The sequence below is a fragment of the Kitasatospora sp. NPDC057518 genome (assembly GCF_042802075.1).
Classification (GTDB): Bacteria; Actinomycetota; Actinomycetes; order Streptomycetales; family Streptomycetaceae; genus Kitasatospora.
The window spans coordinates 1-20,119 of record NZ_JBHVEU010000124.1 but is presented as its reverse complement, the minus strand read 5'-3'; the positions used below and the strand labels follow the sequence as shown (position 1 = coordinate 20,119).

Below are 20,119 nucleotides of genomic sequence, written 5' to 3'. Positions count from 1 at the left end.
GCGCCGTCGGGCGCGGGCCGGGCCGGGGCGGGGCGGCACCGGAGGGAACCGGCACCGGAGGGGATCAGTGCCGGGAGGGGAGGACGCAGCGGAAGCTGGAGGCGGCGGCCGGGTCGCCGTGGCCCCGGTAGCGGGACACCTCGGGGTAGCGGCACAGGTCGCGGTCGACGCTCCGCCCGGTGGCGTCGAGCAGCGTGGCGGGCAGCGTCCGCGGCGCCTTGCCCTGCTCGACCCAGGCCGTCAGGGCGGCGAGGTCGTCGGTCGTGCCGCCGCCCTTGTTGAGGCCGCAGTGGGCCGTGCCCGGGGCGAGGAAGAGGCGGTAGAAGTCGTCGACCCGCTTGCCGCCGCCCATCGTCCGCTCGACCTGCCGGCGGTAGTCGACGGTGCCCTGGGCGGGGATGAACTGGTCGGCCTGGCCGTGCCAGGTCAGGAGTTTGCCGCCGGCGTCGCGGAAGGCGGACAGGTCGGGGTCGTCGGTGCCGATGATCCGGCCGTACTCGGTCCGCGACTGCTCGAACAGCCGGGTGAACTGGTCGTAGGTGATCGTCGAGACGTCGAACGAGGGCTGCTTCTTCAGCCAGTTCGTGACCCAGAGCCGGGGCACCGGGAACGGCGCGCCCCGCACCTGGCCGTCCGCGTCGGGCGCGGTGGTGCCGGCCAGCCCCGCCAGGTCGGCACCGACCGGGACGCCGGACCAGAGCCTGCGGCCCGTGGCGGTGCGCGGACCGTCCCAGATCTTGCGGACGACGGCGGCGTCGGCGGCCGTGATGGTCAGCTCCTTCCCGTCGCAGACCACCGTGGTGCCGATCAGCCGGCGCGGGTCGAAGTCGCACCGCGACGCGTCGTTGACCAGCTTGTCCTCGGCTCCGTCGAGCGGGTCGCAGGCCGCGACAGCGGCGTCCGTGAAGGCCTTGAACGCGCAGGCGGACGGGTAGGTCTTCTCGTTGTTCATGACCACCTGCGGCCACAGGGTGGCGACTTCGAACTCGTCCCAGCTGACGGCGGGCGCGTTGGCGAGGATGCCGTCGAAGTCGTCGGGGTAGCGCTGGGCCTCCATGTAACCCTGGCGCCCGCCGGTGGAGCACCCGTTGAAGTAGGAGTAGGAGGCCGGACGGCCGAAGTGCGCGGCGACCACCTGCTTGCCGACGATCGCCGCCTCGTGCTGGGAGCGGGACGCGAGGTTGTTCAGCAGCGCGGTGTCGACCTCGCCCTTCGCGTTCAGCGCCCAGCCGGCGTCCACGGCATCGGCGAGCCCGCCGTCGGTGGTGGTCGCGGCGTAGCCGTTCTTGACCGCGGTGCCCATCCCGACGCCGTTGTCCCCGGCGGCGAAGGCGCTTCCGCCGAGCGCCTGGAAGCGGCCGTTCCAGCCGCTGATTGGCAGCCAGGTCCGCACCCTCGCATGGTCGTTGTCGTCCGGGTGGGTCAGGGTGACGGTCACCTCGCAGAAGGCGGGGACACCGGTGACTGTGCCGCCCACCACCCCGGTTCCGTCGATGGTCCCGCCCTCCCGGCGGGCCGCCGTCACGGACTCCACCGCCGTACCGGCGGGGGCCCGCACGGCCGGCGCCGAACAGCCGGACGGCGCGGGCAGGGAGCCGTACGGGGTCTCCGCCACTGCCGCCGGCAGGTGCACCGCGGCCAGCGCCGCGCCGGTCGCGAGCACGATCAGGAATCTCTTCATGGGTATCCGTCCAGGAAAAAGGTGGGCGTGCGCCCGGCCGCCAAGGAGCGCGTGCGGGGCGGCCGGGCAGGGCTGGTCGAAAGACAAGGTGTTTCCGGTCGAGGTGGTGACGATCCGACCGGTGACGGCTGCGGGCCGACGCTCCTCGGGCAGTCGCCGCAAGTGGCGCCTCTCAGCCCAGGTTTGACTCAAGCAGCCGGTGCGTTCCGTTGGCTCTCGCAGGTACGCCGGGTCGGGCTTCCCTCATGTCCGTCACCGGTTCAGCCGGTGACGATGCTGGCACGGTCGCGCCCAGCCTGTCAACGAGACGGCGAAGGGGCCCCGGCGGCACCGGCCGGCGCGGGAGCCGGAGCGAAAGGAGCCGTGGCAGAGGGCAGTTGCCGGCCGCAGCCCGCTGGGCGCGCACTTATCCGCTGCCGGCTGTCGGCGGTGCCTGCTACAGTCGCAGCGACCTGTAGTCGTGTGATCGAGGAGTGGCAGACGTGGCGGGTGACGACGACATCTCCGGGTGAGATCCGGATCTGACGGCCACCGGCCGGTGCTTCAGGAGCGCCGCCGAGGTGGTCCGTTTCGTCGTACCCCTTCTCCGCACGTCTGCCCAGGGCAGAGGTCTACCTTCCTGCCCTCATCCCTTCGAGGTCATCCCCGTGTCCAACGTGTCCAACGCCGCCGTCGTCTGCTCGAACCTCTCCTTCGCCTGGCCCGACGACACCCCGGTCTTCCAGGACCTGTCCTTCACCGTGCCCGCGGGCCGGACGGGCCTGGTCGCCCCCAACGGCGCCGGCAAGAGCACCCTGCTCAAGCTGATCGCCGGCGATCTCAAGCCCGCCACCGGCTCGGTGTCGGTCACCGGACGGCTCGGCTACCTCCGCCAGAGCCTGCCCCTGACCTCCGACCTCACCGTCGCCGAGGTGCTCGACGTCGCCGCCGTCATCCGGGCCATCGACGCCGTGGAGTCCGGGGACGTCGACGAGCGGCACTTCACCACCATCGGCGACGACTGGGACATCGAGGAGCGCACCCGCGCCCAGCTCGACCGCCTCGGCCTGACCGACCTCACCCTGGACCGCGGCCTGAGCACCCTCAGCGGCGGCCAGATCGTCTCCCTCGGCCTCGCCGCCCAGCTGCTCAAGCGCCCCGACGTGCTGCTGCTCGACGAGCCGACCAACAACCTCGACGCGGAGGCCCGGCACAAGCTCTACGACGTGCTGGGGGAATTCAACGGCTGCCTGCTGCTGGTCAGCCACGACCGCGCTCTGCTCGACCGGATGCAGCACATCGCCGAGCTCGGCAACGGCGAACTGCGCTTCTACGGCGGCGACTTCACCGCGTACGAGGAGGCCGTCCGGGCCGAGCAGGAGGTCGCCGAGAAGAACGTCCGCAACGCCGAGCAGGAGCTGAAGCGGGAGAAGCGGGAGATGCAGCAGGCCCGCGAACGCGCCGAGCGCCGTCAGAGCAACGCCGCCCGCAACCTCAAGAGCGCCGGCCTGCCCCGCATCTTCGCCGGGAACATGAAGCGCGGCGCCCAGGAGTCCGCGGGCCGGGCCGGCCAGATGCACGCGGCCCGGGTCGGCGAGGCCAAGGCCCGGCTGGACGAGGCCGGGCGCGCCCTGCGCGAGGAGCAGCGGCTCTCGCTGGAGCTGCCCGACACCCAGGTGCCCGCCGGGCGCAACCTCTTCCTCGGCGAGGGCCTGCAGGTCCACCACGCCGGCCGCCCGGTGTTCGCCGACGGCGGCGTCGACCTGAGCGTCCGCGGCCCCGAACGCATCGCGCTGACCGGGCCCAACGGCGCGGGCAAGAGCACCCTGCTGCGCCTGGTCACCGGCGAACTCACCCCGGACAGCGGGGAGATCAAGCGCAACGACGGGCGGATCGCCTACCTCTCGCAGCGCCTGGACCTGCTGGACCTCGACCGCACCGTGGCGGAGAACTTCGCCGCGTTCGCCCCCGAGCGGCCCGAGACGGAGCGGATGAACCTGCTCGCCCGCTTCCTGTTCCGCGGCGCCCGCGCCCATCTGCCGGTCGGGGTGCTCTCCGGCGGCGAGCGGCTGCGCGCCACCCTGGCCTGCGTGCTGTGCGCGGAGCCGGCCCCGCAGCTGCTGCTGCTCGACGAGCCGACCAACAACCTCGACCTGGTCAGCGCCGGGCAGTTGGAGAGCGCGCTGAACTCGTACCAGGGCGCCTTCCTGGTGGTCAGTCACGACGAGCGCTTCCTCGCCGAGATCGGGGTGAACCGCTGGCTCCGGCTGGCCGACGGCACGCTGCGGGAGACGGGGGCGCCCGCGGTGTGACCCGCCGCCGTGTGACGCGGCCCGCCCGAGGCTCGGTGCCCGGGCGGGCCCACCCCCTCACGTCGGAAGGTTTCCCGTGTTCCCCCTGTCCCAGAACGCCCTGCTCGCCCATGACCTCGTCCGCGTCCTCGGCGGTCGTCGCGTCCTCGACGGCGTCGGCCTGACCGCCGCCCCCGGCCACCGGATCGGCCTGATCGGGGAGAACGGCGCCGGCAAGTCCACCCTGCTGCGGGTGCTCGCCGGCGTGGACGAACCCGACGCGGGAAGCGTCTCCCGCCCCGATGACCTCGGCTTCCTGCACCAGGAGATGCCCTTCGACCCCGCCGCGACCGTCGCCGCCGTCCTGGACGACGCGCTGCGCGAGGCCCGCGAGGACCTGGTGGAACTGGACCGGCTCGGCGCGGAGATCGCCCGGCTCCCGGAGTCCGACCCCGGGCACCCGGAACTCCTAGACGCCTACGGCAGGCGGCTGGAACAGGCCCGGTACCGGGAGTCCTGGGACGCCGACCGCCGTGCCGCCCTGGTCCTCGACGGGCTGGGCCTCGGCGCACCGGCCCTCGGCCCGCTCGGGCACGACCGCACGCTCGGCTCGCTGTCCGGCGGGCAGCGCGGCCGGCTGGCCCTCGCGGCGCTGCTGGTCCGACGGCCGTCCGCGCTGCTGCTGGACGAGCCGACCAACCACCTCGACGACGGCGCCGCCGCCTTCCTGGAGGAGCAGGTCCGCGCGCTGCCCGGCACCGTGGTCGTCGCCGCCCACGACCGGGCGTTCCTCGACGCCGTCTGCACCCACCTGGTCGACCTCGACCCGGCGGTGGACGGACCGGTCCGCTACGGCGGCAACTACAGCGCCTACCTGGGCGAGCGGCGCGCCGAGCGGGACCGCTGGGAGCGGCGATTCGCCGAGGAGCAGCAGGAGTTGGCGCAGCTGCGCCACGCGGCCGGCGTGACCGCGCACCTGGTCGCACCGGACCGGGGGCCGCGCGACAACGAGAAGATGGGCTACGGCCACCGGGCGGGCCGGGTGCAGAACCAGGTCTCCCGACGGGTGCGCAACGCCGCCCGCCGACTGGAGGAGCTGGAGCGCGCGCAGGTCCCCGAGCCGCCGCGCCCGCTGCGGTTCGCCGTCGAATCCCTGGCGGCGGACGCCCACACGCCGTCCGACACCGGCGAGGACCTCCGGCCCCTGGTGTCGCTCCGGGACCTCCGCGTGCCCGGCCGACTCGCGCTCGAAAGCCTGGACGTCGCCCCGGACGACCGGCTGCTGGTCACGGGCGGCAACGGGACGGGCAAGTCGACGCTGCTCGCCGTACTCGCCGGCCACCTCACGGCCGAGGGCACGGTGCACCGGCACCCCGGACTGACGGTCGGACTGCTCACCCAGGACACCGAGTTCGACCGGCCCGACCGCACCGTCCGCGACACCTACGAGCAGGCGCTGGGCGCGGCGCGCGCCGAGCGGGTGCCGCTGGGATCGCTCGGCCTGCTGCACGCGGCGGACCTGGACAAGCCCGTCGGCCGGCTGTCCGTCGGGCAGCGCCGCCGGCTCGCACTGGCGCTCCTGGTGGCCGAACCGCCCCGGCTGCTGCTGCTCGACGAACCCACCAACCACCTCTCCCCGCGCCTCTGCGACGAACTGGAGGAGGCCTTCGGCACCGGTCCCGGCGCGATCGTCCTCGCGAGCCACGACCGCTGGCTGCGCCGACGCTGGCAGGGCCGCGAGCTGCGGCTCGATCCGGCGGGCGCCACCCGTCATTGCCCCCCGACACAGTCACCTGCCAGCATGGTGATGTGAACCTTGACCATGTCTTCGTCTGCGGGCACCCCGCCCTGGACTTCGCCGCTACGCTCCGTGCACGGCGCACGGTCCGGTTCGAGATGTTCGTGACGCCGGAGCGCCTGAACGCCTGGTACCTGGACTGCGGTCTGGTGGACACGATCACGCCCGGTGACGAGCGGGACGTCCGCGAGGCGACGACCGTCCGCGAGGCCGTCTACCGGCTGATCACCAACCGCCGACTCGGCGAGGCCTTCGACCGCGAGGCACTCGCCGTACTCAACGGCGCCGCGCGCAAGCCGCCCGTGACACCGCAGCTCACCCTGACCGGACGGCACAACGAGGCGACCCCCGAACAGGCGCTGGCAACCATCGCGCGCCAGGCGGTCGAACTCCTCAGCGGCCCGGACGTCCCCCTGCTGAAGGAGTGCGGCAACCCCGAGTGCACCCGGGTCTACATCGACCGCTCCCGGGGCATGCGCCGCCAGTGGTGCGGCATGGACTCCTGCGGCAACAAGATCAAGGCCGCCGCCTACCGCGCCCGGAAGAAGACCCCGTCCGCCACGACCGCCCGATAGCCCCCTCCGAACCCCCTCCGGCCACGGCCCCGCAGCGCGGGCCCGTGGCCGTTCGGCGTCGCGCGCGCCGACTGGGCTGTCCGACAGCGCGGGTGTCAGGGGCCGGAGAGCGCGTCCAGCAGGTCGTGGAGCAGGGCATCGGCTATCGGCGTGCGATGGGCGAGCTTGTTGCGTGCCAGCCGGAGCGTGCGCAGCCGGCCGAACTGGTCGTCGGTCAGGGTGATGTCCCGGTGCACCGCCGCGTCGTAGAGCTCACCGAGTTCCATGGACGCCGGATCCGCCGACGATCCGTTGGCGTCGCGCAGGGACCGCCGGACGTAGGTGTCGACGAGCCGGGTGACACCGCGTACCGCTATGCGCGGAAGCAGCTCGACGAAGCCGACGCGGGCGTCGTCGATGAGGGGCAGCAGGACGCGGTTCTGGGCCTGCCAGACCAGCTTGTCGAGCTCCGTGCCACCGGATCCCCCCGCACCGGAGCGGGGGCTGTGCCGGATCTGCCCCTCCCAGCTGTCGACCAGCCCGGCCGACCACGCCTCGCGCAGGCCGTTCTCGGGGAGCGGCGCGTACGCCGCTCCGGGCGTGCTCCGGCCCTGGGAGCCCGGCCCGACGGTGCCATCCCCGGGGCAGCACTCGCCCAGGGCGGAAGCCAGCTCCCCGGTCCTGCCGCTCCAGACCCTGGCCAGCTCCACCGCCAGTCCCAGATCGGGCCCGGCCGTCTGGACCACGGTCTCGCGGCGCAGGGCGTGCCGGATGAGCTTGGTCGGCGTCATGCGGTCGTGGGCCTGCCCGGAGCCCGCGTGCGGAATCGCCTCGGCGACCACGGTGGCGGTGTCGAGGTGGTTCCACACCCCCCACCACCAGTGCGCTCTGGACACCGTTCCGTCGAGGAGCACCGTGGTGTCCGGCTCCAGGTCCTGGAGCCGGGAGGCCACCAGCAGCCGCGGACGATCGCTCGGCCTGAGGCCGGCCTCCTTCACGGCGGCCTGGAACCGGCGCAGCAGCCGGGAGACCCCGTGCGGGTCCGCCTCGGTCCAGGCCCGGACGACGAGCACGGGCGCCCGGCCGTCCGCGTCGCCGACCAGCTCGGTGACCAGGTCCCCGTCCAGGCCGAGGCTGCGGGCCAGGCGCGCGGCGACGTCGGTGCCCGGGCCGTCCGGACCGTCCGGGAACCGGGCGTCGACGGCCCGTGCGGGCGGCAGGCCCTCGGACGCCCGGAGACCCCCACCGCCGAAGATCCCGAACGGGTCCCAGTCCCCGAAGCCGTCGTCGACGTCGAACGTGTCCTCGGGGTGCTCCCCGGCATGGTGGGCGGCCGACCCACCCCCGCCGCCGGGCGGCTCCCAGGGCACCCGCGGCTCCGGCGGGGCCGCGGCCGGGGCCGAGCGCGGCCCCGTCTCCTTGCCGGGAACCTCCACGACGTCGTCCAGGCCGTGGACCACCTCCTCCACGGCCCGGTCCGCGCGCTCCGACTCCACCTCGGCGTCCGGGAACAGCCAGACGCAGGTCAGCCCGGCGCGCAGGTCGGCGAGCACCCCGGCGCAGTGGCGCCGCGCGCCCGGCAGGTACCGGACCGCCTCCGGGGACAGCCCGCCGACCGGATCGACGAGCTCGGTCACACCGACCCGCCCTGCGCGCCCGCCACGGCCTTGAGCGCGCGGAAGGTGACGCTGTCGACGGTGAGGACCTCGCCGTCGTCGTCCAGGACCCCGAGCGCCTCCAGATCCGCCAGCAGCGCCTCGGCCTCGTCCAGGTCGTCGTCGAGCACCACCGCCAGGTCCTGCGGGACGGCGTGGGCCCTGCCCTGTCGGTGCTCCTCCGGGCTGAACATGTCGGCCCAGCCGGCCATCTGCTCGACCCGGCGGTCGGAGAGGCCGACCCGCCGCAGGTGGCTCCGGGCGAAATCGGGGTCGTCCGTCAGGGCCCGCGTCGCGTCGAAGAGCCGCTCCCGGGGAGCGCCCTGGAGGTACTGGGCGATGGCCCGCTCGACGAAGGCGGGCCAGCCGCCGGTCACCTCGATCAGGTTGCGGCGCTCCTCGACCGAGACGAACGGCTGCTCCGGCCAGGCCCGCAGGCTGGTCGCGTTCCAGCGCTGCGGCTGCGCCCGGGACACCTCCGGGAAGTCGGGGCCGAGCGCGGTCAACGGGTCGACGACGGCCAGCGCGCGCCGGCGCGGAATCTCCTTGCCCTCCTCCTCCGCCGCCGAGGCGTACTTGGCGAGCCGCTCGACGGCGGCCCGCACGTCCGCCGCGGGCACACCCCGCAGGTCGACGAAGATCAGGTGCGGCGAGCGCTCCCGGGCCCACCTGGTGACGGTCTGGGTCAGCTCCGCGGGTGCCGCGGACACGACCTGGCACTCCCTCCCGACGTGCTGCTCCGCCGCCTTGGCCAGGGAGTCGGCACCGAGCGCCGCCGAGGCCGTGATCACCGCGGCGCGCCGGGACAGCGCGTCATGCCACTGCTCGTCGGTCAGCGGGCTCATCCGCATGACCCGTCCGCTGTCGACGCCGATGGACCGGCGGGCGACGCGCGGGTTGTAGTCGTACTTCTGGGTGAACTCGCTGGTGCGCAGCTCCGCTTCGAGCTCGTCGCGGGTGCCGAGCATGTTGACGAGGTTCGGGCTGCGCATGACGAAGCTGTTGCTCCGGCCCGGGAGCGGGAGCACCAGCCCGAGGCCCTCCATCTCCACCAGGTCGGTGCGGACCTCGTCCACGCCGTTCTGCTCCGGGAACCCGTCCGGCCACACCCGGTGCGCCTCCTCCTGCAGCTCCTGGGGCGTGTAGCCGCGGGCGTAGCCGTCCGTGAGGGTGAGGCTGCGCAGGGCCAGGATCAGCGTCAGGACCCGGTACCGGTCCTCCAGGTCGATGGTCAGGCGGAGCCGGTCGCGGATCTTGTCCCGGATGCCTCCCTTCGCGACGACCTTCTGCACGTCGGCGTTGGTGATCCGGGGGCGCCCGCCCTCGGTGGAGAGGGCTCGGCCCTGCATCTCCTCGACCAGTCCCTCGCAGACGATCTGGACGAGGTTGGCCTGGTTGTTGGTCAGCGCCAGGATGCTCCAGACCAGATCGGGGTTCTCGAAGAACAGCCCGGCCGCGGCCAGCGGTTCGACGACCAGGTCGATCGCGGCCTTCGCGCGCAGCGGCCCGACCAGGACCGGCTCGCCGCCGTGACCGGTGATGGAGTTGGTGAGCCGGTTGTAGCGCTGCACCTGGTGCAGGCCCGCGAACACGATCTTGAAGCGGCGCTCGGTGTCGGCCATCAGCTTCATCAGGCCGGTGAGGGTCCGGAAGGTCGACTGCGCCCCCGCCGTCTCGACCGGCCGGGCGTCCGCGTTGAGGAACGCGTCCGCCTCGTCGGCGAGGAAGAGGATGCGGCGCTCCTCGCTCTCGTTCAGCCACTGCTGGATCTGGTCGCCGATGGCGGTGGCGCTGGCGTGCTCCGAGACGCTGCGGTCGAGCACCCCGGCGGCCTTCAACTGCTGGGCCAGCACGCTCCAGATCTCCTGCGGGAGCCGGCTGAGCCCGATCTCGGCGAACCGCAGGTCGGTGTAGACCGCGACCTGGTTGCCGCCGTGCCCCGCCCGGAAGCTCTCGGCCACCTGCCGGAGCAGCGAGGACTTGCCCAACTGCCGCCCGCCGTAGAGGAAGAGGCCGCCCTCACGGGCCATGATCGTGCGCTTCTCGTCGTCGCGGCCCTTGAACACCTCGGCGGCGACCTGGCCGGCCTGGAACGGCTCGTACGGTCGGTACGCGGCCCACGGCAGCGTCACCCGCTGCACCGCGCGGAAGGACCGGGCCTCACCGGCGGCGATCCAGCCGAACACGGCCGGGTCGACGACGATCGCCTGCTGCGGCTTCTGGTGGGAGGCCTGGGCGAGGCGCCGGCGCCCGCTGATGCCGAGCGGCTGCAGGTAGAGGATGATGTTGGCGCCGAGCGCGGACTCGGGCAGGTGGCGCAGCAGGGCGTCGGGGCCGAGTTCCTCGGTGCCGACGATGAGGACCCGGTAACTGCCCTTGGCCCGGGAGCCGATCCGGGACACGTAGCCCGGGACGTTGTCGCTTATCTCCGCGGTGACCGAGAGCGTCATCACCTGCCAGTCCTTGCGGTCCTGGTCGACCAGCCGGACCGGGGCCTTGACGCTCAGGCCGAGCATCCGCAGCACGCTGGGGACGTGCTTCTGGAAGGAGTTGCGGCGCTCGTTCAGCCGCCCGAGCGACTCCCAGGCCTCCAGGGCGCCGGTGACCGCGTCGGTCTCCGCCTGACCGGAGCGCCCGCGCGCGTAGTGGTCGAACCACCACCGCGCGTCGACTCCGGTGCTGCTGGCCCTGGGCGACTCCGGGTGGCGCACGCCCTCCAGGAAGGCCGCCAGCTCGGTGCCGGTCTCCGCGACCTGCTCCGGGATGCGGTCGCCCTTGCGGGCGAAGGAGAGCAGCTCCTCTGCGGTGGCGACGTCGCCGCGGTCGATCAGGGCGCTGATCCGGGCGAGGTCCGCCCCGTCGAGGTTCAGGTCGACCAGTTGCTCGCGCAGCTGGTCCGTCTTCTCCGACACCCGCTCGTCCAGCAGGGCGACGACGTCCCGCACCCGCTCCAGCAGATGACGGAACCGCAGGCTCCGGTCCGAGGTCTTGAGGTCGAGGAGCCGGGCCGCCAGATGGCTCTCCTGCTCGGGGGTGAGCAGGTTCTGCAACCGGACGTGCGCGAAGAGGTCGTCGGCCTTGCGCAGGGCCGTCTCGGCCCTGAGCCGCCACTGGGCCTCGGCGTCACCGAGCCGGCGCCGCCACGCGTCCGGCTGGTTCACCTCGGGTGCGGGGAGGGCGCCCAGCCGACCCGCTCCCGCGAGGTCGAGGAGCCGCGCGGCGATGTGCAGGTCACCGCGGTCGAGGTGGGCGCCGAACGCCTTCCCGGGGTCGGCCGGCTTCAGGACCTCCAGCAGGGCGTCCAGGACGTCCGATGCGGCGAGGTCCGGCGTGTCCTGGCCGTCGGCCGCCGCGGTCCAGGCCAGGCGCGGCAGGACCAGCAGCGCGTCGGTGCCGGGCAGACCGGGCAGGGCCCGTGAGGCGCCCCGGGAGACTCCGTCGCCGATCCAGTCGAGCAGCAGCCGGACCGCTTCGCCGCCGGGGCCCGGCAGCAGGGCCGACTTCCCCGCCGCCCGGAGCGCGACGAGCAGTTCGCTCCCGAGTCGCCGGTTGTCGCCGCGCGGCGGCATCTCGGCGACCTGCACCGCCTCGCGCAGCAGCGTCGTCACCTCCCCGATCCGTCCCCGCAGTTGGTCCAGGGCGGTGGCGATGATCTTGGTCTTCCGCTGGTTGGGCGAACTGACCCGGCGCGTCGTCTCCTTGATGATCCGATCGATCGCGTCGGCCTCCCCGTAGGTGCCCTCCAGGTCCTGACGAAGCTGCTCCGAGGTGGCACCGCCCACCGACCACGCCACGATCAGGTTGAGGGTGTGCCCGAGCTCCGCGTCGTCCTTGAGCAGGGTCTGGAGCACCCGGGACGCGAGCTGGTACGCCGTCTTGCTGGTCCCCAGACGGGCCCTGAGGGCCTCCGCCCGATCGCGCAGGTCCGCCGGATCGACGGTGTCGTCCTGCCCGAGCCGGACCTCGTCGCCCGGCTGGACGGAGACCCCCCGGCGGATCTCCAGCGCCAGCGTCCGGAAGAGCTCGTTCCAGACCTCGGGCAGGCCGGGGAGCTGTGCGAAGTCGTTGACGATCGGCAGTGCCCAGCCGGCCTGCAGTCCGCTGCGCACCGCGGCGGCCAGGGCGATGAGGTAGCCGTCCCGGTCCTCGGCGGTCGGCAGCGCCTTGTCCTCGACGCCGACCTGCAGGGCTATCGCCGCCTGCTGCCCCGGGGCCAGCCCGAACGCCGACGTGGCGAAGGCCAGGGACTGGCACCGCTCCTGGCGCTCCCGGGCGGCCCGGGTCAGCCAGTACGCCTCGGCCAACCTGCCCTCGGCCACCATCTGCTCGACCGGGGAGGGACAGTCGCCGGTCCGGGTCCAGACGTCGGTGGTCGGTTCGACGGCCACCGGTGCCTCGACCACCTTGGCGGTCTTCGACTCGGCCTCGGCCGACGCCTGCTTCGGGATGCCGATCGGGCGGACGACGCGCGGTTCCGCCAACGGCCTTGACGGACTCGGCAGTTGGTTGGTTCCAACGGCGGCGACGGTGGCCGTGGCGGCGGGCCTGGTGCGGCCGCCCGGCTCGCCCGCCGTCCGCGGAGCCGCGGCCGGGCCCACCGGCGTGAGGGTCGCACCGACCGGCGCCGGCTCGGGCCCGGTCGCGCTGCCGCCCGCCGAGGGCTCCGCCCGTACGGCTTCCGGGCCTTCCCGCTCCTCCTCGGGGACCGGCGTGTCGAGGGTGTCGGCGAACTGCCCGGGCCCGTCGAAGACGGCGTCCGGCGCCTGTGCTTCGACCCCGACCGCGGCGGGCACGGCACCCGCATCTGCCGACGCGGGCGGTTCCCCGCCGGCGGCACCGCCTGTCACGGCCGGCTCGACGGACTCCTCCGAGCGGGTGGCGTCGGCCGGAGGGGTGGCGTCGGCCGGACGGGTCCCGAGCTGCGGTCCACCGAGCGACCGAAGCTCCTGGAGCCGGGCGTCGATGGTGTCGACCTCCACCTGCAGCGCGGTCCGCACACCCGGATAGGTCACCGCGCCCAGCATGGCGACGAGCCTCTCGCGCTCCACCAGGGCCGTCGCGATCTCCTCGCCGACCTTGGCCGAGCGGACGTCCGCCAGGATCCGGTCGAGGTCATCGTGGGTCTGCGCGACCGCCCACTGGACGTCGCCGCCGAGTCCCAGCGCCAACTCGGCGGTGGCGGCCCGCAGGCCGAACCAGGCGTCCACGGCCGCGGACAGGTCGGCGTCCCGCCGCCCCACTCCTCTGCGGACGTCCACCGCCAGGCCCTCCAGCCGCTCGGCCAGCGCCTCGCCTTCCCCGCGCAGGCGCTGCGCAGCGGACTCAAGCTGCTCCGCCAGGTCGCCGGACACCACGTTCCCCCTGTCTGCGGCTTCGGGCCGCGTGCTGTGCGGGTCTCCGTACCGGGCCTCCTCCGAGGCCGCGCCAGGCGCGGTCGTCTCCGCCTTGCTCGCACGGCGGCCGCGTTTCGGCTCGGGCCAGTCCGCCGATGTCACAGCGGCCTCCCACAGGGTGTCCCAATGCTCCAGGACACGGCCGCGTTCGGGCGTGTCCTCATCGGACAGCGGATACCAGTGGAGGGCGAGGCAGGCGAGCGAGGGCGGCAGGCTCGTCAACGCCGACCTCAGGCGCTCGGCGTCCGCGTCCCGTAAGCCCTGCTTCGCAAAGCCGTGTTGACGAGCCATCTTGTCGGCGACCCCGCGCCCGACGTCGGCTATGTGGAGGAGCAGATCCGCAGGGGCCTTGGCGACCCAGGAGCGCATACCCGCGGCACTCGCACGGACCTGTCCGGTCGGTTCACCCTTGTAACCGAAGGGTTGGCCGTGCACGACGGCGAGGAAGGCGAGCAGATGCTGAACGGCGTCCGGCGGCTGGCTGGAGAGCCAACGGCGGAGCTCGGGAGCTGGCGGCACGCCGCACATCCTCACACGGCCCCTGCCCCGCCCGCAGGGGAATCGGGCAGTACAGCGGTATCTCCCGGCTTTCAAACATCAGGATTGCCAGGCGGTCGCGCAGACGAGGGAGCTCATGCCCGGCCTGGACCCGCCGCCCGCCGACGCACCACCCGCGTGGTCGGGCGGCCGCGTCCCCCGCCCGCATCCCCGGGCCGACAGGAGCCCTGACCGGGACACTGCGGAGCGTCACCGCAACTCCACTGGAACCCCGTGACGTTACGGCATCCTACCGTCGGGGGGTCCGTAGTTGGCGGTCAGGGCCGCCGCGAAGGCGTCCGGGATGCCATGGAGCCAAAAGGCCATCGAGACATACGACTCCAGTGCGCCCGACACCTCGAGGAAAGGTCCGAACCGCTCGCGCCATTCGTTCCGCGTGGCCGCATCCGGAAAACCCCGGAAAACCGCGACCTCGGGATCCCTCTCGCCCCAGCACCCCCACCGTCCGGAAGGGCCGGTCACCGCGATGACATTGGCGGAAACCGCGATCGACTCCGCGAAATCATCGTCCGACGTGAAGCCGATCCTCTCCCAGTAGTCGTCCATGCCCGCGTCGACGGACAGCGACACCGCCGGGTACGTCCCACACTCCGGAAGGTAGAACTCGTCGGCACCGGGCTTGAGAACCAGCAGGTCGATGCGGTCGTCGCCGTGCCACCGGGCCATCGCGCAGAGCGCCGGCCAGAACTCCCGGGTGAGGACCGCGTCGAACTCGCAGAACAGCGAATCCCCCGCGTTCTTCCGGAAAACCTGGCCGGGCAGTCTGGCGTCGAGGTCGAAGACGGACGCGCTGCGGGAGCGGACATCGAGGTAGGCGTCGCGATCGACCATGACCGAGTCTTCCGTTGCCGCCATTCGTCCCCCACCCTGATCCTGATATCCGCGTTCTTGGATTCCGCATTGTAGTAGTCGGCCGACGGAAATCAGGCCGCCCGCACCCCCAGCCGACGCCGTCCCCGTCGGTTCCGGCCGCGAACGGCGCCCTCGCCCACCGCGTTGACCGCCGGGTCAGCGCTCGCGCCCCCGGGCCTTGAGGGGGACGGTGGGGAGTTCCGGGGCGGGGAGGCGGGCGCCGGCGTAGCCGTGGACCTCGCCGAAGCGGGTGCCGGTCATCCAGTCGGTGCGGGCCTGGGCGATGTCGTCGGTGGTGCGGCCGATGAAGTTCCACCACATGACGATCTTCTCGTCGAAGGGCTCGCCGCCGAGGAGGAGGACGGCGGCGTCGCCGTCGGCGCGGAGGGGGAGGTCGGGGCGGCCGCAGCCGAGGTAGAGCATGGAGCCGGGCTCGACCGGGACGCCGTCGACGTCGACGCGGCCGGACATGGCGAGGACGGCGTACTCGAAGTCGGGGACGAGCGGGAGGCGGAGGTCCGCGCCGCCGGTGAGGGCGAGGTCGGCGCCGACCAGCGGGGTGTGGGTGGTGCCGGGCGAGGTGGCGGTGTCGAGGGTGCCGAGGATGACGGTGGCGCGCAGGCCCGGGGCGGTGACCACGGGCAGGTCGGGGTGGTGCTCGAAGGCGGGGGCGAGGTGGAGGCCGGCCTCCGGGAGGGCGACCCAGAGCTGGGCGCCGTGCAGGTGGCGGGCGTGCGGGCGGGGGGACTCCTCGGAGTGGGAGATCGCCCGGCCGGAGGTCATCAGGCCCAGCTCGTACGGCCGGACGGCCTGGAGGCTGCCCAGGCTGTCGCGGTGCAGCACCTCGCCCTGGTGGAGCCAGCTGACCGTCTGGAGGCCCATGTGCGGGTGCGGCGGGACCTGCATGCCGGGCTCGTCGGCGATGTCGTCGGGGCCGTAGTGGTCCACGAAGCACCAGGCTCCGACCATCCGGCGGCCGAGGTTGGGCAGCAGGCGGCGGACCACCGTGCCTGCGCCGAGCGGGAACTGACGGGCCGTCAGCAGGTCCTTCGCCGGGCCGGTGCCGGCCTCGCGGCCGCAGCTGGTCGGGGCCGGCTTGAGGTCGAGGTTGCTCATCGCGGTTCCACCACCGTACGGAGAGGGGCCGGGCGGGGTCCTCGGCTCCTCGGAGGACACCGTCACCGATCACGGAGGACACCGTCACCGATCATCCGCCACGGTGCGGGGTTCCTCCACCCGTGCCCGGCCATCCGGCGGCGCCGTCACCGGCGACGGGCCGGCGAGGCGGCCAGGCGGTGCGCCGACGGCCCGGCGCACCAGTAGGCCGCCGGGCCGCCGCCCCCGGGGCGCTCAGTGCCCGCAGGCCCACCAGGCGTCGGCCGCCGCCTTCTCGGCGAGCCCCCGCAGGTTGCGGACCGCCTCGGCCGGGTCCTCGGCCCCGTACACCGCCGAACCGGCCACGAACACGTCCGCGCCCGCCTCCGAGCAGCGTTCGATCGTGCTGGCCGCGACGCCGCCGTCCACCTGGAGCCACAGCTCCAGGTCGTGCTTGGCGATCAGCTCCCGGGTGCGGCGGATCTTCGGCAGCATGATGTCCAGGAAGGCCTGGCCGCCGAAGCCGGGCTCGACGGTCATGATCAGCACCATGTCGAGCTCGGGCAGCAGGTCCTCGTACGGCTCGATCGGGGTGCCGGGCTTGAGCGCCATCGAGGCGCGGGCGCCCTTGGCGCGGATCTCGCGGGCGAGGCGGACGGGCGCGGCGGCGGCCTCGACGTGGAAGGTGACCGATCCGGCGCCGGCCTCGACGTACTGCGGGGCCCAGCGGTCCGGGTCCTCGATCATCAGGTGGAGGTCGAGCGGGATGTCGGTGGCGCGGGCGAGCGACTCGACCACCGGGACACCGAGGGTGAGGTTGGGCACGAAGTGGTTGTCCATGACGTCCACGTGCAGCCAGTCGGAACCCCGGACGGCCTCGGCCTCGTCGGCGAGCCGGGCGAAGTCCGCGGACAGGATGCTGGGGTTGATCTGGGCCATGACCGACTACCTTCGTACGAGGGCTTGCGAGGGCTCGGCGCCCCCGGAGCGGGCACCTCATCCCATCATCCCGTGCCGTGCCGCCGCCGACCGCACGGCGTCGCCTCCGCGTGACCGTCATCACACCCCCTCGGGGGTTACCGGGGCCTTCCCCGTGGTCATCAGCCCTTGTACGGTCCACGCACCTGCCAGGTGAACGGTCCACGCTCCTGCCGCGTGAACGGTCCACGCATCCGCCGCGGCTCCCGCCGGGCCGTCGTCCCGACCAGCCGAGCGCCCCGGCCCGCCCGGGGCTCCGTCCGAGGAAGGTCCCTCGATGACCGATCTCGTCCACCCCGCCCGCGCGTTGTGGTGGCTCTTCGAGCCGGTGCACGCCGTCACCTACTTCCTGCCCGAGGGCCGATCCGCCTTCGAGGAGGCCGGTCTGCACGGCCGCCTGCACGGCTACTTCGCCACCCGCGCGGCCCCGCTCGGAGCGGTGGACGCCCCGCCGGTCACCGCCGCGTTCTTCAACTTCGCTCCAGCGATGGTCGAGCGGGCCCTGCCGGAGGTGTGGAACCACGCGAGCCCGGAGGAGGCGCTGGCCGTTCGACTGAAGGCCTCGGCGACGATCCTGGGCCGGCTGCTGGAGCACGTGGACAAGAACCAGGTGGAGCTGGTCGCCGAGACCCTGGAGCAGGCCGCCACCCGGCTGGACTGCGCCGGCCGGGTGCTGGCCGCCGCCAACGCCGCGCTGCCCCGCCCGAGCGGCCTCTACGAGCGGCTCTGGCAGGCCGCCACCGTGATGCGCGAGCACCGCGGCGACGGCCACGTGGCCGCCCTGGTGGCGGCCGGGCTGGACGGCTGCGAGGCGCTGGTGGTCCGCTGCGCGATGGACATGCGGCGCGAGATGATCCAGCCGCTGCGCGGGTGGACGGACGCCGAGTGGGAGGCGGCCGCAGAGCGCCTGGTCGAGCGCGGCTGGCTGACCGCCGAGGGGACGGTCACCGAGCTCGGCCGGATCCGCCACCAGACCCTGGAGGCCGCCACCGACCTGGCCGCCGCCCGGGTCTGGGACGACTACCCGCGCGCCGAACTCGACCGGCTGGCGGCGGCGTTGAAGCCGATCTCGGCGCTCTGTCGCAGCGAGCTGCCGATCAACCCGATGGGGCTGCCGGACAACCAGTGACGGCCGGCCCACCCGGTCCGCCCGGTCCGCGACGTCGGGCCGAGGACGCCGCCAGGGCCCGCCTGCGGCCTCAGGCCGAGGACGCCGCCACGGCCCGTCCGCGGCCTCAGGACGAGAGCGCCCCGGGCGGGCCGAGCACGATCGCCCGCCCGGCGTAGAACCGCCCGAACGACCGCCACGGCACGCGCGCGAAGGCCTGCGACTCCCCCGGGAACCCGGAGGGGTTGTGGACCAGCAGCGCCGTGTCCGTGGCACCCACCGCCAGCACCAGGTGCCCGCCGCGCCGCACCGGCTCCGGCCCGTACGGCTCCCGGATCGACGGGTGTACCGAGAGCATCACCAGCCGGCCGCCGACCACCTCGGCCGACACCTCCTCGGGCGTCAACTCCCGGGCCCGCGCGGCCAGTCCCCAGCGCCGCTCGACGTACCCGGCGAACGGCGCGTGGATCAGTCCGCGCAGGCCGTCGCCGTCCCGCAGGTACGCGCCGGCCGCCAGGCACTCCTCCGCGAGCGCCATCGCCGCCGGGTTCACGCCCCACCAGTGCGCCAGTGCCATCCGCAGGCAGGCCACCCCGCACAGCCGCCAGGACCACCACGCGTACTCCTCCGCGCTGGCCGCTCCGGACTGCCCCCAGCGCGGGTCGGCGGAGGCGTCCAGCCGCCCGTCGACGATCTCCCGCACCAGCTCCGCCGACTCCCACTGCGCGCGGTACGGCACCTCGTGCACCACCCGTACCGGCCGCGCCGGCGCCTCCGGCCGCGCGTCGCCCCGATCCACCATCCCCCGACGCTCTCACGGCGCGGCGGCCGGGCGGCTCACGACACTCCCTGCGCGGCCGTACTCAGGCGCCGGGCCCGGCCTCGGCCGGCTCCACTCCACCGGACTCCGGCTCCCGGTAGGCCAGCCGCTGCGACGCCCGCCGGCCGCGCGCCTCCAGCGGCAGCGAGCCGGTGGCGCCGGCCAGGCCGAACGGCGGCATGTCGAAGTAGATCGCCTCGTACCCGCCCTGCGGCACGATGTACGTCTCGTGCCAGAGCCCGACGTGGCCGCGCGTCTTCCCCTGCCGCAGCTTGCGGTTGACGATGCCCCACACGGTGTGGTGGAAGCCGTCCGGCGCGCTCGCGTAGCCGTACAGCTTCTCCTTCGACTCCCAGTACTGGACGACGTAGTAGGTGCGCGGCGAGGCGGTCAGCAGGACGCGGCCGCGCAGGCCGCGCTCGGGGGCGCGGCCCAGCTCGTACAGCATCCGGAGCATCGAGAACATCACCGGGCCCCAGTGGTGCACGGCCCAGAAGCGGTTGATCCGCATGCCGATCAGCAGCACCACGGTGTCGCCGGTGGCGGCGGCCGTGGTGTAGCCCGGCTGCGGCTTGGCGAACAAGGACATCTCTGCCTCCCGTGCCCGTGCCGATGTAATCGGTGATTACATCAGCGCGGAATGGCCCGGTCAAGGCTCGTCCGGCGCACAATTCGGTTACGGCGACGGGTGGTTGGCGATCCCCTGGCCGAAGGTGTCCATCACCTGGCAGGCCAGCTCCTCCGCCGCCGCGGCCGGCAGGTAGCCGTCCAGGATCATCTGCGCCAGCCCGTACACCAGTGCCTGCCCGGCCAGCCCGACCAGCGCCGGATCCCCGGGGCGCAGCAAGCCCGCTTCCTGGTCCGCGACGATCAGGTCCGTGAACACCCGGTCGATGCCGTCCAGCCGCTCGCTCAGCTCCGGATCCCGCGAGGCGGCGAACACCCGCGAGCGCACCAGCTCGAACCGCCGCGGATGGCGCAGCACGTACCGGACGACCCCCAGCCCGATCGCCCGCATCACCGACCTGCCGTCCGGCCCGGCGGCCGCCACCTGGGCCTCCTGCCAGCGCACGAAGTCCGCCAGCACCCGGTCCGCCAGCGCGGTCAACAGCGCCTGCCGGTCGGCGAAGTGACGGAACGGCGCCCCCGCCGACACCCCGGCCCGGCGCGCCACCTCCCGCACGCTGACCTTCTCCTGCCCCTGCTCGTCCAGCACCTCGAACGCCGCCGCCACCAACGCCTCCGGCAACGCCCCGTGGTGGTACGCCCCCCGGCCCCCGCCCCGCTTCCGCGCCCGCTCCCGTTCCTGCTCCCGCTCCCTCATGCCTGCCTTGCTACCACAGCCGCGCCCCCGGCC

13 protein-coding genes are annotated in these 20,119 nt (G+C 73.7%); 4 read left to right on the top strand and 9 right to left on the bottom strand.

Annotated elements, in window-relative coordinates; genetic code table 11:
* Positions 1-64 precede the first annotated feature (64 nt).
* Entirely contained in the window at positions 65-1,681 is a 1,617-nt protein-coding gene (locus ACFU7Z_RS15525; protein ID WP_380777833.1) for a DUF6351 family protein, read from the bottom strand.
* A 656-nt stretch (positions 1,682-2,337) separates the two neighbouring features.
* Between ACFU7Z_RS15525 and abc-f the strand changes: the two genes are divergently transcribed.
* The 3 genes from abc-f to ACFU7Z_RS15510 all read left to right on the top strand — a co-directional run bounded on the left by abc-f (position 2,338) and on the right by ACFU7Z_RS15510 (position 6,324).
* Positions 2,338-3,972 carry a ribosomal protection-like ABC-F family protein gene (abc-f, locus tag ACFU7Z_RS15520; RefSeq protein ID WP_049649298.1) on the top strand — a complete coding sequence of 545 codons (1,635 nt, stop codon included), beginning with the start codon at positions 2,338-2,340 and terminating at the stop codon, positions 3,970-3,972.
* Positions 3,973-4,057: 85 nt separating this feature from the next.
* Positions 4,058-5,764, top strand: coding sequence for an ABC-F family ATP-binding cassette domain-containing protein (locus ACFU7Z_RS15515; protein WP_380777834.1), 1,707 nt, complete (start codon positions 4,058-4,060; stop codon positions 5,762-5,764).
* Entirely contained in the window at positions 5,761-6,324 is a 564-nt protein-coding gene (locus tag ACFU7Z_RS15510; RefSeq protein ID WP_380777832.1) for a CGNR zinc finger domain-containing protein, read from the top strand. The genes ACFU7Z_RS15515 and ACFU7Z_RS15510 overlap by 4 nt, the downstream gene beginning before the upstream one ends.
* 95 nt (positions 6,325-6,419) lie before the next feature.
* Here ACFU7Z_RS15510 and ACFU7Z_RS15505 read toward each other — a convergent pair whose 3' ends face one another.
* From ACFU7Z_RS15505 to rpe, 5 genes are all read right to left on the bottom strand, one after another.
* Entirely contained in the window at positions 6,420-7,940 is a 1,521-nt protein-coding gene (locus tag ACFU7Z_RS15505) for a hypothetical protein (RefSeq protein ID WP_380777831.1), read from the bottom strand.
* Positions 7,937-13,309, bottom strand: a complete 5,373-nt coding sequence (locus tag ACFU7Z_RS15500) for a hypothetical protein (protein WP_380777830.1) — start codon at positions 13,307-13,309, stop codon at positions 7,937-7,939. The genes ACFU7Z_RS15505 and ACFU7Z_RS15500 overlap by 4 nt, the downstream gene beginning before the upstream one ends.
* 819 nt (positions 13,310-14,128) lie before the next feature.
* Positions 14,129-14,740: a hypothetical protein gene (locus ACFU7Z_RS15495; protein WP_380777829.1), complete on the bottom strand. Its 612-nt coding sequence runs from the start codon at positions 14,738-14,740 to the stop codon at positions 14,129-14,131.
* 177 nt (positions 14,741-14,917) lie between these two features.
* Positions 14,918-15,877, bottom strand: a complete 960-nt coding sequence (locus ACFU7Z_RS15490; protein ID WP_380777828.1) for a pirin family protein — start codon at positions 15,875-15,877, stop codon at positions 14,918-14,920.
* Positions 15,878-16,111: 234 nt separating this feature from the next.
* A complete protein-coding gene (rpe, locus tag ACFU7Z_RS15485; protein WP_049649291.1) occupies positions 16,112-16,795 on the bottom strand; it encodes a ribulose-phosphate 3-epimerase in 684 nt (227 codons plus the stop codon).
* Positions 16,796-17,111: 316 nt separating this feature from the next.
* Here rpe and ACFU7Z_RS15480 point away from each other — a divergent pair, with 316 nt between their 5' ends.
* Positions 17,112-17,963, top strand: a complete 852-nt coding sequence (locus ACFU7Z_RS15480) for a hypothetical protein (RefSeq protein ID WP_049649292.1) — start codon at positions 17,112-17,114, stop codon at positions 17,961-17,963.
* 106 nt (positions 17,964-18,069) lie between these two features.
* Here the strand turns inward: ACFU7Z_RS15480 and ACFU7Z_RS15475 are convergent, their stop codons facing one another.
* From ACFU7Z_RS15475 to ACFU7Z_RS15465, 3 genes are all read right to left on the bottom strand, one after another.
* The gene (locus ACFU7Z_RS15475) at positions 18,070-18,744 is read right to left on the bottom strand and encodes a C39 family peptidase (protein WP_380777827.1); all 675 of its coding nucleotides are present in this window, start codon (positions 18,742-18,744) and stop codon (positions 18,070-18,072) included.
* Between the two features lie 61 nt (positions 18,745-18,805).
* On the bottom strand, positions 18,806-19,351 hold the full coding sequence (locus ACFU7Z_RS15470; protein WP_380777826.1) for a DUF4188 domain-containing protein: 546 nt from the start codon (positions 19,349-19,351) through the stop codon (positions 18,806-18,808).
* 87 nt (positions 19,352-19,438) lie between these two features.
* A complete protein-coding gene (locus ACFU7Z_RS15465) occupies positions 19,439-20,086 on the bottom strand; it encodes a TetR/AcrR family transcriptional regulator (protein ID WP_380777825.1) in 648 nt (215 codons plus the stop codon).
* Between the last annotated feature and the right edge of the window lie 33 nt (positions 20,087-20,119).